The sequence below is a fragment of the Actinomadura physcomitrii genome (assembly GCF_008923205.2).
Lineage (GTDB): Bacteria > Actinomycetota > Actinomycetes > Streptosporangiales > Streptosporangiaceae > Spirillospora > Spirillospora physcomitrii.
Map to the genome: position 1 here is coordinate 29,355 of NZ_WBMS02000003.1, position 15,061 is coordinate 44,415.

The 15,061-nt window shown below is 74.7% G+C and carries 14 protein-coding genes; 4 read left to right on the forward strand and 10 right to left on the reverse strand.

Translation table 11 applies throughout. The annotated features are described in order from the left end of the window. Positions 1-84: 84 nt before the first annotated feature. Both F8568_RS04135 and F8568_RS04140 read right to left on the reverse strand, forming a co-directional pair. Positions 85-654 carry a DUF4240 domain-containing protein gene (locus F8568_RS04135; protein WP_151591543.1) on the reverse strand — a complete coding sequence of 190 codons (570 nt, stop codon included), beginning with the start codon at positions 652-654 and terminating at the stop codon, positions 85-87. A gap of 64 nt (positions 655-718) precedes the next feature. After that, complete coding sequence (locus tag F8568_RS04140) at positions 719-1,417, reverse strand: class I SAM-dependent methyltransferase (RefSeq protein ID WP_151591545.1); 699 nt, start codon at positions 1,415-1,417, stop codon at positions 719-721. A 107-nt stretch (positions 1,418-1,524) separates the two neighbouring features. Between F8568_RS04140 and F8568_RS04145 the strand changes: the two genes are divergently transcribed. After that, entirely contained in the window at positions 1,525-1,971 is a 447-nt protein-coding gene (locus F8568_RS04145) for a MarR family winged helix-turn-helix transcriptional regulator (RefSeq protein ID WP_151591547.1), read from the forward strand. 18 nt (positions 1,972-1,989) lie between these two features. Here F8568_RS04145 and F8568_RS04150 read toward each other — a convergent pair whose 3' ends face one another. The 5 genes from F8568_RS04150 to F8568_RS04170 all read right to left on the reverse strand — a co-directional run bounded on the left by F8568_RS04150 (position 1,990) and on the right by F8568_RS04170 (position 8,572). Further along, complete coding sequence (locus tag F8568_RS04150) at positions 1,990-2,808, reverse strand: SCO6745 family protein (protein ID WP_202124488.1); 819 nt, start codon at positions 2,806-2,808, stop codon at positions 1,990-1,992. Positions 2,809-2,937: 129 nt separating this feature from the next. Then, positions 2,938-4,086, reverse strand: a complete 1,149-nt coding sequence (locus F8568_RS04155) for an acyl-CoA dehydrogenase family protein (RefSeq protein ID WP_151591548.1) — start codon at positions 4,084-4,086, stop codon at positions 2,938-2,940. A gap of 3 nt (positions 4,087-4,089) precedes the next feature. Beyond that, a complete protein-coding gene (locus F8568_RS04160; RefSeq protein WP_151591550.1) occupies positions 4,090-5,016 on the reverse strand; it encodes a hydroxymethylglutaryl-CoA lyase in 927 nt (308 codons plus the stop codon). Continuing rightward, positions 5,013-6,950: an acetyl/propionyl/methylcrotonyl-CoA carboxylase subunit alpha gene (locus F8568_RS04165; protein ID WP_151592174.1), complete on the reverse strand. Its 1,938-nt coding sequence runs from the start codon at positions 6,948-6,950 to the stop codon at positions 5,013-5,015. Before F8568_RS04165 ends, F8568_RS04160 begins: the two co-directional genes overlap by 4 nt. Positions 6,951-6,958: 8 nt before the next feature. Further along, positions 6,959-8,572: a carboxyl transferase domain-containing protein gene (locus tag F8568_RS04170; RefSeq protein ID WP_151591552.1), complete on the reverse strand. Its 1,614-nt coding sequence runs from the start codon at positions 8,570-8,572 to the stop codon at positions 6,959-6,961. Between the two features lie 86 nt (positions 8,573-8,658). On the opposite strand from F8568_RS04170, the gene F8568_RS04175 reads away from it, so the two are divergent. The 3 genes from F8568_RS04175 to F8568_RS04185 all read left to right on the forward strand — a co-directional run bounded on the left by F8568_RS04175 (position 8,659) and on the right by F8568_RS04185 (position 12,355). Continuing rightward, on the forward strand, positions 8,659-9,270 hold the full coding sequence (locus F8568_RS04175; protein ID WP_151591554.1) for an SACE_7040 family transcriptional regulator: 612 nt from the start codon (positions 8,659-8,661) through the stop codon (positions 9,268-9,270). A gap of 128 nt (positions 9,271-9,398) precedes the next feature. Next, positions 9,399-10,946: an AMP-binding protein gene (locus F8568_RS04180; RefSeq protein ID WP_151591556.1), complete on the forward strand. Its 1,548-nt coding sequence runs from the start codon at positions 9,399-9,401 to the stop codon at positions 10,944-10,946. Positions 10,947-11,107: 161 nt separating this feature from the next. Then, positions 11,108-12,355, forward strand: coding sequence for a phytochrome family protein (locus F8568_RS04185; RefSeq protein WP_151591558.1), 1,248 nt, complete (start codon positions 11,108-11,110; stop codon positions 12,353-12,355). Positions 12,356-12,468: 113 nt separating this feature from the next. Here the strand turns inward: F8568_RS04185 and F8568_RS04190 are convergent, their stop codons facing one another. Genes F8568_RS04190 through F8568_RS04200 form a run of 3 tightly spaced genes read right to left on the reverse strand, consistent with a single transcriptional unit; the run spans position 12,469 to position 14,986 of the window. Further along, positions 12,469-13,185 (reverse strand): adenosylcobinamide amidohydrolase, encoded by a 717-nt coding sequence (locus F8568_RS04190; protein ID WP_151592178.1) that lies wholly within the window; start codon positions 13,183-13,185, stop codon positions 12,469-12,471. A 2-nt stretch (positions 13,186-13,187) separates the two neighbouring features. Continuing rightward, positions 13,188-13,961 (reverse strand): ABC transporter ATP-binding protein, encoded by a 774-nt coding sequence (locus tag F8568_RS04195; RefSeq protein ID WP_151591560.1) that lies wholly within the window; start codon positions 13,959-13,961, stop codon positions 13,188-13,190. Further along, complete coding sequence (locus F8568_RS04200; protein ID WP_151592176.1) at positions 13,958-14,986, reverse strand: FecCD family ABC transporter permease; 1,029 nt, start codon at positions 14,984-14,986, stop codon at positions 13,958-13,960. Before F8568_RS04200 ends, F8568_RS04195 begins: the two co-directional genes overlap by 4 nt. Positions 14,987-15,061 lie beyond the last annotated feature (75 nt).

The following is a 15,061-nucleotide window of genomic DNA, read 5'->3' on the forward strand; positions in this document are numbered from 1 at the left end:
TCCTGGATAATAGCGTTAGCCACAACGCTATGGCTAATGCCATTAGCTGTCAAGCTATAGGCAGGCTGCAACGTGAAAGGGTGGTCAGAGGAAGAGGGCGGCCAGGCGGGGTAGGTGCAGGCGGGTCTCTTCGTCGTCCTCGACGTCCCAGTCGTCGCCCACGGGATGCTCAGGACGCTTCATCGCCCGCAGGGCCGACTCCATCGAAGCGTCGAACGACTCGGTCTCTCCCAGGACCTGCTTGTAGGCGTTGCGCGCCGCGTAGTGCAGGCCCTCCGCGCCGATCCAGCCCTTCTCCTCCCGGGCCATCCGCACCACCGTCGGGACGTCGGCCAGGGTGTCGGGGTCGTCGACGGCACGTGTGAACACCTTGCGTCCCAGCAGTGCGAGCCCGGCGCGGAAGTCCATGAAGCCGTCGTCGCCGCAGCCGCCCTCGATGAGGTACGCGGCGTACCAGAGCGGCCGCCGGTACGCCGAGTCGAGGACGCGCGTCAGCATGGCGTCGAACGCGACGATGCCGGGGCCGTCCAGTTCCGCGAGCCGCTCGGCCACCAGGCCGATCAGCGGGTCGTCGGGGGAGTCGCGGTCGTCGGCGTGCTCGCCGGCCTCGGCCCGTGCGTCCTCGATCAGGGCCCACCACGCCCGCTCGTCCATGCGTCCTCCCGCACATCGATTGCGTCCGCGGACCACTGTCGCGCACGGGTCGGACAGAGCGGGCTCAGCGGGGGCGGGCGGTGAACCAGGCGCCGTCGTCGTCCAGGAAGTGGCCGAGGCGCAGGCCCGCCGCCTCCAGCACCGCGGGCAGGTCCTCGTCGCCGAGGCGCCGGGTGGTGAAGGTGTGCGTCCAGCGGTGCTCGCCGATCCGGTACTCGAGCGTCGCGACGACGGTCCCGGGCTCGGGGTGCTCGACGTGTGCCTTCCGGTACCGGACGCCGTCGCGCGTCCACTCCCGGGGGGCGTCGTCGCGCCAGAGGGCGTCGGTGTCGCGCTGGATCACGACCACGCCGTCCGGCCGGACGTGCCGCCGGCAGGCCGCCAGGAGGGCGTCCCGGTCGCCGTAGTTGACCAGGTACGACATGAGCAGCACGCAGCCGAACCGGTCGGGCAGGTCGAGGTCCTGGATCGCCGAGCGCACCGTCCGCGCGCCCTGGATCCGGGCGAGCATCGCCGCGGAGGCGTCCACCGCCGTCACCGGATGGCCGAACTCGAGCAGCGGGCGGGTGACCCGGCCGGCCCCAGCGCCCAGCTCCAGGATCGGCGTGCCGGCCGGGATCGTCGTGTGGACGAGCGCGGCGCTCGCGACGTCCGGCGGGAGCGCCGCGTAGAACTCGACCGCCGAGCCGTCGTCCGCGATCTCGCCGGGCCCCGTCCCGGCGCGCGGTCCGTCCGCCGTCGCGCCGCCCTCTTCCGTCGCCATGATCGAATCGTCGGACCGCGATCCGCCGCCGTCAAGCGCTCCGGCCGCCTCGCTGATTTGATCAGTCCCAACTGGACAGTCTGAACTGCATAAATTACACTGGGGCCATGAGCGACAGCGTCGAGGCCATCTCCCCGTCGGCCGCCCGCGCCGCCCGGGAGGTGCGGGTCGTGTTCAGCCGGCTGCGCCGCAGGCTGCGCGAGATCGGCGGAGCCCACGATCTCACACCGTCGCAGACGGCGGTGCTGAGCCGGCTGCTCAAGGACGGCGCCGCCACCGCGAGCGGGCTCGCCGCGGCCGAGGGCGTCCGCCCGCAGTCGATGGCCGCCACGCTCGCCGCGCTGGAGGAGCGCGGGCTGATCCGCCGCGACCCCGACCCCGAGGACGGCCGCCGCCAGCTGGTCACGCCGAGCGACGCCGGTCGCGAATGGGTGGAGGGCTCCCGGCAGGCGCGCGACGAATGGCTGAGCCGCGCCCTCCAGGACCGCTGCACCGAGGAGGAGCGCGAGACGGTCCTGAGGGCGTTCGCCGTCCTCGACCGCATCGTCCAGTGATCCCCGCGGTGCGACGGCTCAGTCGTCGGCGGCAGCGGCGGCGATCGGCTCCAGGAGGGTGATCAGCTCGTCGAGCTCGTCCGCGGTGAGCGCATCGTACGGAGGCGCCGCCAGCTCGTCGGTGCGGGCCTCGATCCGCTCCTTGGTCTCCCGGCCGGCGTCGGTGAACCCGCCCGCGGCGTCCACGAGGCCGCGGGCGCGCAGCCCGTCGATGACGGCGTCCAAGCGCGCCCTGGGCAGGTGGTGGATCCGGCCGAACTCCTCCGCCCGCATGCCGAGGGAGAGCGCGAGGAGGACGTGGGCCTCGGTGCCGCCGATGCCGTTGGCGAGGAGGACGGCGTTGTGGCCGTCCCCGCGGTGCTCGCGCAGCAGCGTCGACGCGTGCCAGAGCCGGGCGACCGGGTCCTCGGGCACGTCGAGTGCCCGGAGCCCGGCGTACAGCGCCCGGCCCTCGGTCGGCGCGCTGACCGCCGCCCGGGTGGCGAGGCCGGCGGCCCGTACCAGACCGGGGGAGCCGGCGAGGTCCCCGAGTACCTGCCGCAGCGCGGCGGCGCTGCCCCGCTCGCGGACGGCGAGCGCCTCCTGCGGGGAGACCTTCCCCCACACCCACGGGATGTGCCGCGCCACCTCGCCGTCGGCGAAGTTGTAGAAGACCGCGTGCACCACCTCGGCCGGTGCCGTTCCCAGCGGCGCGGCCCGGCCCGCGAAGTACCCGTCCCAGTAGTTGCGCATGCCGAGGGCGAGGAAGGCTTCGTTCGGCACCTCGGAGAAGGTGATGGTGGCGATCGGCTCGACGAGCTCGAACATGCGGCGGATCTTGGCCGGTGGGTGCGGCATCGGCGGGCGCCTCCCGTTGTCGTGGCCGCGCCCTCGTGGACGGCCTGCGACCCACGCTATGAACAGCGCGGCCCGGGCGTGGCCGCTTCGTCGGATTGCGCTCCCCCGCCGCTGCCGGAGGGACGGCGGTCAGGCCGGGGGCAGGCCGAGGGCGCGGGCGATCAGCATGCGCTGCACCTCCGACGTCCCCTCGCCGACCTCCAGGATCTTCGCGTCGCGGTAGAAGCGGCCGACCGCGTACTCGTTCATGAAGCCGTAGCCGCCGAAGATCTGCGTGGCGTCCCGGGCGTTGTCCATCGCCGCGTTGGACGCGACGAGCTTGGCGATCGCCGCCTCCTTCTTGAACGGCTCCCCGGCCAGCATCTTCGCCGCCGCCGCGTAGTAGGCGAGGCGGGCGGTGTGCGCGCGGACCTCCATGTCGGCGATCTTGAACTGCATCGCCTGGTAGCGGCCGATCTCCTTGCCGAACGCCTGCCGCTCGCCCGCGTAGCGCAGGCACTCGTCCACGCAGCCCTGCGCGAGGCCCACCGACAGCGCGGCGATCGCGATCCGGCCCTCGTCCAGGATCCGCAGGAACTGCGCGTAGCCCCGGCCGCGCTCGCCGACGAGGTTCTCCGCCGGGACGCGGACGTCGTCGAACGACAGCTCGCGGGTGTCCGACGCCGACCAGCCGACCTTGGAGTACTTGCGGCCGACGGTGAAGCCGGGCGTGCCGCTCGGCACGAGGATCGTGGAGATCTCGCCGTCGCCGGTGAACGCGGTGACGGTCACGAACGCGGTGATGTCGGTGCCGGAGTTGGTGATGAACGCCTTCGACCCGTTGATCACCCACGAGTCGCCGTCCAGCCGGGCCGTCGTGCGCATCCCGCCCGGGACGTCCGAGCCGCCGCCCGGCTCGGTCAGCCCGAACCCGGCGAGCTTCTCGCCGGACGTCAGCATCGGCAGCCAGCGCGCCTTCTGCTCGGCGGACCCGAACCGGTGGATCGGCATCGCGCCGAGCGAGACGCCCGCCTCCAGCGTGATCGCCACCGACGAGTCGACCCGCGCCAGCTCCTCCAGCGCCAGGCAGAGCGCGAAGTAGTCGCCGCCCATCCCGCCGTGCTCCTCGGGGAACGGCAGGCCGAACAGCCCCATCTTCCCCATCGCCGCGACGATCTCGTATGGGAACTCGCCCCGCTCGTACAGGTCCCCGATCACCGGGGCCACGGTCTCGCGCGCGAACCGCTCGACGGTGCGGCGCAGCTCCTCCTGCTCGTCGGTGAGCTTGAAGTCGATCATCAGTTACTCCGATTCCGGTGACAGGGCCTGGACGACGCGCGACGGGCTCGGGCGGCCGAGCCGGCCGGCCATCCAGCGGCTGGTGGCGACGAGTTCGTCGAGGTCGACGCCCGTCTCGACGCCGAGCCCGTTCAGCATCCAGACGAGGTCCTCGGTGGGCAGGTTCCCGGTGGCGCTCTCGGCGTACGGGCAGCCGCCGAGGCCGCCCGCCGACGCGTCCACGACGGTCACGCCGGCGCGCAGCGCGGCGAGGGTGTTGGCGAGCGCCTGCCCGTAGGTGTCGTGGAAGTGCACGGCGAGCCGGTCGGTGCCGATGCCCGCCGCGCCCAGCGCCTCGATCAGCGCGGTGACGTGCCCGGGCGTGCCGACGCCGATCGTGTCGCCGATGCTCAGCTGGGAGCAGCCGAGGTCCATCAGCCGGGACGCGACGGACACCACCTGCCCGATCGGGACGTCGCCCTCCCACGGGTCGCCGAGCGCCATCGACACGTAGGCCCGCACCCACAGCCCCTCGGCGCGCGCGCGTTCCACGACGGGCGCGAACATCTTGAGCGACTCGTCCACGGTCCGGTTGAGGTTGCGGCGCGCGAACGACTCGGTCGCGCTGCCGAAGATCGCGATTTCGGTGATGCCGTTGGCGAGCGCCCGGTCCAGGCCCCGCTCGTTCGGCACCAGCACCGGGTACCGGACGTCGCCGGAGCGGGGCAGGACCCCGAGCAGCTCCTCGGCGTCGGCGAGCTGCGGCACCCACTTCGGGTGGACGAAGCTCGTCGTCTCGATCGTGGTCAGCCCCGCGGCGGCGAGCCGCGTGACGAACTCCGACTTCACCTCGACCGGGACGACCGCCTTCTCGTTCTGCAGCCCGTCGCGCGGCCCGACCTCGTAGATCGTGACGCGGTCGGGCAGGCCGGGCAGCGGTGTCGCCATCATGCCTCCTCGATCACGGCCAGCACCGCGTCCAGGGCGACCTGGGCGCCCGCGCGGGCCGGCAGCTGCGCCACGACGCCGGCGCGCGGCGCGGTGACGGTGTGCTCCATCTTCATCGCCTCGACGACGGCGATCGGCTGGCCCTCGTCCACCCGGTCGCCCTCGCCGACCTTGACGGCCAGGACGGTGCCGGGCATCGGGCTGCGCAGGACGCCGTCGCCGGACGCCTCCGCCGCGGCGCCGCCCTCCGCCTTGACGTGCTCGGCGAGCGCCCACGCGTGCCCGTCGCGCCCGAGCCAGAGCGTGCGGCCGTCGCGGGCGGCGGTGAACGACACCGTCCGGCCGCCGTAGGTGAGGGTCGAGCCGGTCAGCGACGCCGCCACCGGCTCTCCCTCGCCGACGACGACCCGCGCGGACGCGGCGCGGCCCTGCACGCGGACCTCGACGGGCTCGCCGCCGGACGGGGTGATGATCCACGGCGCCCAGGCGTGCGCGCCGGGACGCCAGCCGTCCGGGATCGACCAAGGGTCGCCGTCGGCGGGCTCCAGCGCGAGCATCCGGTCCAGCGCGGCGGCGGCGAGCACCTCCGGCGGCACGCCGCCGCCCGAGGCCAGCTCGTCGAGGACGCGCTCCACCAAGCCGGTGTCGAGGTCGCCGGACGCGACGGACGGGTGCTTTACCAGCGCGCGCAGGAACGCCACGTTCGTCGGCACGCCCAGCAGCGTGTAGCCGGCGAGCGCGCGGTCGAGGCGGTGCAGCGCCTCGGTGCGGTCGGCGCCGTGGACGATCACCTTCGCCAGCATCGGGTCGTAGGCCCCGCCGACCTCCGTCCCGATGTCCAGGCCCGAGTCGACGCGGGCGCCCCCCGGCTCGGCGAGCGCCAGGACCGTGCCGCCGGTCGGCAGGAAGCCGCGCGCCGGGTCCTCGGCGTAGACGCGCGCCTCGATCGCGTGCCCGTCCAGCCGGACCTCGTCCTGCCCGAACGGCAGCGGCTCCCCGGCCGCGACCCGCAGCTGCAGTTCGACCAGGTCGAGGCCGGTGACCAGCTCGGTGACGGGGTGCTCGACCTGCAGCCGGGTGTTCATCTCCATGAAGAAGAACTCGTCCGGGCGGTCGGCGGACACGATGTACTCGACCGTCCCCGCGCCCACGTACCCGACCGCCTGCGCGGCGGCGACGGCGGCGGCGCCCATCCGCGCGCGGGACGCCTCGTCCAGCAGCGGCGACGGCGCCTCCTCGACGATCTTCTGGTGCCGGCGCTGCAGGCTGCACTCGCGCTCGCCCAGGTGCACGGCGTTGCCGCGGGCGTCGGCGAACACCTGGATCTCGATGTGCCGGGGGTTCTCCACGAACCGCTCGGCGAGCAGCGTGTCGTCGCCGAACGAGCCGCGCGCCTCGCGGCGGGCGGACGCGATCGCCTCCGGCAGGTCCGCCGCGTCGCGGACGAGGCGCATGCCCTTGCCGCCGCCGCCCGCCGACGGCTTGAGCAGCACCGGAAGGCCGACCTCCAGCGCGGCGGCCTCCAGCTCGGCGTCCGAGAGGCCCGGCTCGTCCCGTCCGGGGACGACCGGCACGCCGGCCGCCGCGACCGTCCGCTTCGCCCGGATCTTGTCGCCCATCGCGTCGATCGCGGACGCGGGCGGTCCGATGAACACCAGCCCCGCGCCGGCGCAGGCCCGCGCGAACGCGGTGTTCTCGGCGAGGAACCCGTACCCGGGGTGGACGGCCGCCGCGCCCGCCGCGCGGGCGGCACCGACGACCGCGTCGATGTCCAGGTAGGAGGGGATGCGGAGCGCCTCGTCGGCCTCCCGCACGTGCCGCGCGCCCGCGTCGGCGCCGGTGTGGACGGCGACCGAGCGGATCCCGAGCCGCCGCAGCGTGCGGAACACGCGGACGGCGATCTCACCCCGGTTGGCGACCAGGACGCTGTCGAACATCACGTGCCTCACATCCGGAAGACGCCGTAGCCGACCGGCTCCAGCGGTGCGTTGGCGGCGGCGGACAGGCCGAGGCCGAGGACGCGGCGGGTGTCGAGCGGGTCGATCACCCCGTCGTCCCACAGCCGGGCCGTCGAGTAGTACGGGTTGCCCTGCGCCTCGTACTGGTCGCGGATCGGCGCCTTGAACGCCTCCTCGTCCCCGGCAGGCCAGTCCTCGCCGCGGGCGTCCATCTGGTCGCGGCGGACCGTCGCGAGGACGCTCGCGGCCTGCTCGCCGCCCATGACGGAGATGCGGGCGTTCGGCCACATCCACAGGAACCGGGGCGAATAGGCCCGGCCGCACATCGCGTAGTTGCCCGCGCCGAACGACCCGCCGATCACGACCGTGAACTTCGGGACCCGCGCGCACGACACGGCCGTGACCATCTTCGCGCCGTGCTTGGCGATGCCGCCCGCCTCGTACTCGCGGCCGACCATGAAACCGGTGATGTTCTGCAGGAACACGAGCGGGACGCTGCGCCGGTCGCACAGCTCGATGAAGTGCGCGCCCTTCTGCGCCGACTCGCTGAACAGGATGCCGTTGTTGGCGACGATCCCGACCGGGTGCCCGTGGACGCGCGCGAACCCGGTGACGAGCGTCGCGCCGTACTCCTTCTTGAACTCCTGGAACCGGCTGCCGTCCACGATCCGGGCGATGACCTCGCGTACGTCGTAGGGGGTGCGCGGGTCGGGCGGGACGACCCCGTACAGCTCGGACGGGTCGACCGCCGGCTCCTCCGGGGCCGCCACGTCCCAGGGGCGCGGCGCGCGCGGGCCGAGGGTGCCGACGATGTCGCGGACGATCCGCAGCGCGTGCGCGTCGTCCTCGGCGAGGTGGTCGGTCACCCCGGACGTGCGGGAGTGCAGCTCGCCGCCGCCCAGCTCCTCCGCCGTGACGACCTCGCCGGTCGCGGCCTTCACCAGCGGCGGGCCGCCGAGGAAGATCGTGCCCTGGCCGCGGACGATCACCGCCTCGTCGCTCATCGCCGGGACGTAGGCGCCGCCCGCCGTGCACGAGCCCATGACCGCCGCGATCTGCGGGATGCCGCGCCCGGACATGGTCGCCTGGTTGTAGAAGATGCGGCCGAAATGCTCGCGGTCGGGGAACACCTCGTCCTGGCGGGGCAGGAACGCGCCGCCGGAGTCGACCAGGTAGACGCAGGGCAGCCGGTTGTGCAGGGCCACCTCCTGCGCGCGCAGATGCTTCTTGACCGTGATCGGGTAGTACGTCCCGCCCTTCACGGTGGCGTCGTTGGCGACGATCACGCACTCGCGGCCGGACACCCGGCCGACGCCGGTGATGATCCCGGCGCCCGGCGCCTCGTCGCCGTACATGCCGTTCGCGGCCAGCGGCGACAGCTCCAGGAACGCCGAGCCGGGGTCGAGCAGCGTGTCGACCCGGTCGCGGGGGAGCAGCTTGCCGCGCGCCACGTGCCGCTCGCGGGCCCGCTCGGGACCGCCGCGGCCGGCCCGGTCGACGCGGTCGCGCAGCTCGGCGACCAGCGCCTCGTTGTGCGCGGCGCTCGCCTTGAACGCCTCGCCGGCGACGTCGGCGCGGCTGCCGATCTCGGGTCCGGTCATGGTCCCCTTCCCAGTTAACGCTCGTTAACAACGGCCGATGTCGGAGATGTTAATGCTCGTTAACAACCCTAGTCTAGACTCTCCCCATGACCTCCTACCCGGCCCCGGCGCCCGGCGACCCGGCCGGCGGGCCGCCGCTCGCCGCGGTGAACCCGCGGCGCGCCGAGATCCTCGCCGCCGCGGCCGAGCTGTTCGCCTCCCGCGGCTACCACGGGGCGTCGATCGGTGACGTCGGACGGGCCGTCGGGCTCACCGGACCCGCGCTCTACCGGCACTTCAGCGGCAAGGAGGCCGTTCTCGCCGAGATGCTCGTCGACATCAGCGAGCGGCTGCACGCCGAAGGCGTCCGCCGCGCCGCCGATCCCGACCCGGGCCGGGCCCTCGACGCGCTGCTGCGCTGGCACATCGCGTTCGCGCTGGACAACCCCGCGCTCATCACCGTCCACGAACGCGAGCTCGACAACGTCCCGCAGCCGCAGCGCCACGAGGTCCGCCGGCTGCAGCGCGCCTACGTGGAGGAATGGGTGGGCGTGCTGCGCCGGCTGCGCCCCGGCCTGCCCGACGGGCGGACGCGCGCCGCCGTCCACGCCTGCTTCGGCCTGCTCAACTCCACCCCGCGCAGCGCCGCCGGCCTCGACCGCGACGCCATGGGCGACCTTCTGCACACCATGGCCCGCGCCGCCCTCGACGCCGCCTGAGGCCGGGCCGCGCCCGGCCCGCCCCGGCCGGATTCCGGGTGGTCCGTGATCTTGACGCGCCGACACTCGAATGGGTCAGATGGGGTGAAAGGTCACCGGCCATCCCACCCGCAGCAGAGGAGCGCCGCATGGGCGTCGAGGGCGTCGGCTTCTACGAGATCGCGACCAACGACCCGGACCGCCCCGCGATCCTGGCCCCCGGCGTCCCCGTTTCCTACGGCGAGCTGCACGCCGAGGTCAACCGGCTGTCGAACGGCCTCGACGGGCTCGGCCTGCGGCCCGGCGACGCGGTCGCGACCGTCCTCGGCAACCGCCCCGAGTTCCTCACCGTGCTGCTGGCGGCGATGCAGTCCGGCCTCTACCTCGTCCCCGTGAGCCGCCACCTCACCGCGCCCGAGATCGGCTACATCCTCGCCGACTCCGGCGCCCGGGCCGTCGTGACCGAGAGCGCCCTCGCGCGCGCCGTGTCGGGCGCCGCCGACGACGCCGGGATCGCCGCCGGCCTGCGGATCAGCGTCGACCCGGCCGACGGCCACCGCTCGATGGCCGGGCTGTGCGCGTCCGGCAGCGCCGCACCGCCCGCCAAGCGCCGGATGGGCTCCATCATGCTCTACACGTCCGGGACGACCGGGCGTCCCAAGGGCGTGCGGCGCCCGCTCCTGGACGTCCCGCCCGAACTGCTCTTCGACATCATGCGCTCCACGCTCATGAGCCACCTGGGCCTCGAACCGGGCGACGAGGTGCACCTCGCGATCGGACCGCTCTACCACTCGGCGCCCTGCGTCCACGCGATGATGGCGCTCAACCTCGGGCACGCCGTCGTCGTCGCGTCCCGGTTCCGGCCCGAGCAGACCCTCGAGCTGATCCAGCGGCACGGCGTCACCAACTCCTTCATGGTGCCGACCATGTTCCACCGCATGCTCGCCCTGCCCGACGAGGTCCGCGCCCGGTACGACCTGTCGTCGCTGCGGCAGGTCTACCACAGCGCCGCCCCGATCCCCGTCGAGACCAAGCAGCGCATGATGGACTGGTGGGGGCCCGTCCTCTACGAGTACTACGGCTCCACCGAGAGCGGCGCCGTCGTCGTCGCCACCCCGCAGGACTGGCTCGCCCGTCCCGGGACGGTCGGCCGCGCCGTCGACGGCGTGCGAATCAAGATCCTCGACCCGGAGGGCGCGGAGCTGCCGCCCGGCGAGACCGGCCTCATCTACGCCGCCGGCCAGCCGGGCTTCGAGTACCACGGCGACCCGGACAAGACCGCCTCCACCATGCGGGGCGAGTTCTACACCCCCGGCGACCTCGGCCACCTCGACGCGGACGGCTGGCTCTACATGAGCGACCGCCGCACCGACCTCATCATCTCCGGCGGCGTCAACATCTACCCGGCCGAGATCGAGTCCGTGCTGCTCCAGCATCCCGCCGTCGGCGACGCCGTCGTCATCGGCGTCCCGGACGAGGACTGGGGGCAGCGCGTCGTCGCCCTCGTCGAACCCGCCGACGGCGCCGACCCCGGCGACGCGCTCGCCGCCGAGCTGCTATCCCACTGCGCGCCCCGGCTCGCCAGGCTCAAGCACCCGCGCCGGGTCGAGTTCCGCGCGGAGCTGCCGCGCACCCCGTCCGGCAAGCTCAGTCGCGGCCGGGTGCGCGACGCCTACCTGCGGGAACAGGCGGGCTAGGCGGTCGCGCGCGGCGCGTGGGGGAAAGGCGCCGCAAGTCGCCGGCGAGACCGTCGAACGTTCCCGTGCCGCGCCGCGTACAACGGCACATGGAAGACCACAAGGTCGCCCCGTTCGACAGCGCCCCGACCCCTGCCGCCCCGACGTTGACCGATCTTCCAGTGATCACGGACCCCGGCTTCTACAACGACCCGGCGTACGCCGCGCAGAGCGTCCCGCCGGAGGACGCGCCGCCGCCCGCGGGCGACGGCGCCGGAGCCGGGATCGACACCGTGCCCCGCGCGGGGATCGACACCGTGCCCCGCGCCGGGATCGCCCGCGTCGGCGACCCGGTCGCGGTCTGGCCGTGCGCCGGCTGCGGCAGGCCCGTACCGCAGCCGGTGCGCGGCGCCCGCACCGTCCGCTACTGCCAGGACACCGGCGGCGCGTGCGAGCGGGCCGCGCACGAACAACGCGAGCGCGCGCGCGAGGCGCCGGGCCTCACCGGCCAGGTCGCCTGGACGTGGGAGATGGTGGAGCGGCTCGAGGCCGTCGCGGACCGGCTCGCCGGGTCGCTGGTGTCCGAGCTGGGCGTCGCCGGCGTCGAGCGGCGGGTCGCCGACGCCCGCGCCGACGCCGCCGGGCAGGTCGCCGTCGCGCAGCGGGAGCGGGACGCCTCCCAGCGGCAGGCCGAGGCCGCCTGGCGCGAGACCGCGACCGCACGCGCGCGCGCCGACGCCGCCGAGGAGGAGGCCGCCGCGGCCCGCGCCGATGCCGAGCAGGCCGCCGCCGACCGCGACGAGGCCCGGCGCGAGGGCCGGGAGGCCAAGGACACCGCGGACGCCGCCGTCGCCGCCCAGCTCGCCGCCGAACGCGAACGCGACCGGATCGCCTCCCGCGAGGGCGAGCTGCTCGCCGCGCTCGAGACCGCCCGGACCGAGCTCGTCGGCCTGCACGGCCGGCTGTCGGAGGCCGAGACCGTCGTCGAAGGCCAGCGGATCGAGGCCGACGCGGCCCGGCGCGCCGCCGACGACCTGCGCGCGGCCGTCCGCGACGCCGAGACCCAGCGCGGCCAGGCCGTCGCCGACCGCGACCAGATCCAGGCGCGCGCCCGCGAGACCGAGGAGCGCAACTGGGACCTGTCGCGCGCCAACGAGGAGCTGCGCGCCGCCGTCCAGACCCTCACCGCCGAACGGGACGCCGCGCGCGCCGAGGCCGACCGCGCCCGGCGCCGCGTCGACGCGCTCACCCGCCTGGCCGACCCGCCGCCGGACGGCCGGCGCGCCGTCGACCGGGAGCCGCCGACCGGCCTGCACCCCCTGCCCCCGCTGAACGGGTCGTCGGTGAACGGGTCCGGGCGGGGCGGGTCCTCGCTGGACGGCACCGACCCGCTCGCGGTCAACGGCCACCGCCTTCCCCACGCCGGCTGACCATCGGCCGGCGTACCGGCGACGAGAAGGAGGTGAGGCCCTTCACCACATGGCACTGGCCCTGAACCGGCCGCCCGCACCGCACCGGGGTGGTGGGGCGGCCGGTACGCCGGTCAGGGCCGGTTCGTTTGCAGGTACTCGGTGTAGTCCTCCGCGCCCGCGCGGACCGCCGCGTGCACGGCGCGCGCGATCCGGGCGCCCCACGTCGAACGGGGCCCGGCGAACGGCTCCGGCGCGCCCGACGCCCGCGCCGCCACGCAGATCGCGTCCGACGCGGTGCCCGTGCAGGGGTAGCCCGCCTCCAGCAGCGCCTGCGTCTTGGCCTCCGTTGCGGTGACCACGGCGTTCACCAGGGCGGCATCGCTCAACGCGACCGGCACCGCGACGACGATGTTCACCGTCCCCGGCCGCGGCGGTGCGGGCCGCTGCGCGGCGGGCTCCTGCGCCGGCGGCGGCACGTCGAGGTCGAGCGGAACCAGCTCGGGATCGGCGGTCCCCTCGGGCGCCGCCGCCCATGTCGGCACGCGCAGCCCGACCGTCGCCGAGACGGCGACGCCGCCGTCCTCGCGGCGCATCGTCCGGGCGACGGACGCGGCGGTCAGCATGCCGACCCCCGGGCCGTCCAGCCCGAGCGAGGCGGCCAGCTCCCGCAGATGCAGGGCCGGGTCCGTCCGCGCGTACCGGCCCCGGACCTGCGCGTTCAGCACCCAGCCCAGCGGCCCGATCCCGCCGCCGAGCATCGCCGACGACACCGCCCGCCACCCACCGCCCGCGCGCCACACCGCCGCGGCGAGCCGCGCACCGTCCTCGTCCCGCCAGACCAGCTCGATGTTCACCGGCGCTCCAGCGACAGCAGCGGCCGGCCGTCCGGGCCGGGCAGGACGTGCACGCGGGCGTCGAAATGCTCCTGGATCGCCGCCCTGGTCAGCACCTCGCCGGGCGTCCCCGCCGCCGCGACCCGGCCGCCCGACAGCAGCACCAGGTCGTCGGCGTACTGCCCGGCCAGCGTCAGATCGTGGATCGTCGTGACGACCGTCAGCCCGTCCGACAGCCGGAGCTGGTCGATCAGCTCCATCACCTGCTGCTGGTGGCCGATGTCGAGCGCGGTCGTCGGCTCGTCCAGCAGTAGCACCGACGTCTGCTGCGCCAGCGCGCGCGCCAGCACCACGCGCTGACGCTCTCCGCCGGACAGATGGTCGAGCGGACGGTCCGCAAGGCCGGTCAGGTCAAGGCGGTCGAGGACCTCGCCCGCGATGGTCCGGTCGCGGGCGCTCTCGCGGCCCAGATGCGGGATGTAGGGGGACCGGCCCAGCAGCGTGTAGTCGAACACCGTCATCCCGACCGGGAGGTTCGGGCTCTGCGGGGCGTACGCCACGAGCCGGGCGCGCTGCCGCGGCTTCAGCGCCGCCAGGTCCGCGCCCGCCACCGCGATCTCACCCGCGCCGCACGGCAGCAGCCCGAGCACCGCCCGCAGCAGCGTCGACTTCCCCGCCCCGTTCGGCCCGATCACCGCCGTCCACGACCCCGCCGGAACCTCCAGCGACACGCCCTTCAGCACCGGACGCCCGCCCAGCGCCACGTCCAGGCCCCGCACCGCGACCGTCACGTCTCCACCTGCCGCCGGCTCGCCCGCAGCACCGCGACGAAGAACGGGCCCCCGACGAACGCCGTCACCACGCCGAGCGGCAGCTCGCCCGGTGCGATCACCGTCCGGGCCACCAGGTCGGCCAGCTCCAGGAACGCCGCCCCGCCGAGCAGCGACAGCGGCAGCACCACCCGGTACGACCCGCCCGCCAGCCGCCGCACCGCGTGCGGCACCACGATCCCGACGAACCCGATCAGCCCGCTCACCGCGACCGCGCTCGCCGTCGCCAGCGACGCCGCCACCAGCACCGTCAACCGGACGCGCGCCGCCGACAGGCCGAGCGACGCCGCCTCCTCGTCGCCCACGCTCAGCACGTCCAGCAGCCGCCCGTGCGCGAGCAGCACCACCGTCGACACCAGCGAGTACGGTGCGACCAGCGCCAGCTGGTGCCAGTCCGCAGAACCGACCCCGCCAAGGATCCACGAGTAGATCCGCTGCAGCTCCTCCGCCTTCACCTGCTGCAGGAACGTCTGCACCGCCGACAGGAACGACGACACCGCCACCCCCGCCAGCACCAATGTCGCCGCCCGGTTCCCGCGCCCCGCCGCGCTGCCCAGCGCGTACGCCATCGCCACGCCCAGGATCGCGCCCGCGAACGCCGCGAGCGGCACCCCGTACCCCGGGTCGCCCGGCACCAGCACGATCACCAGCGTCGCGCCGACGCCCGCGCCCGCAGCCGCGCCGAGCAGGTAGGGATCGGCCAGCGGATTGCGGAACACCCCCTGGTATCCCGCGCCGGCCATCGACAGCATCCCGCCGACCAGCGCCGCCATCAGCACCCTCGGCACCCGCAGCTGGAACAGCACGTTCTCGTCGACGACGCTGAACCCGCTGTCGACGTGCACGAACGGGATCCGGTCGGCGAGCGCCTCCAGAATCCCGGTGACCGGCAGCCCGGCCGCCCCCACCACCAGGCCCGCCAGCAGCGACCCGGCCAGCAGGGCCAGCGCCACCGCCAGCGGCAGCGCCCGCAGCCGCCCCCGCACCCGGTGGTCGGCGTCCTTCCGCCGCCCCGCCGCGGCCCCTGTCCCGCGCGCGCTTTGCGAGCCGCGCACGGAGAC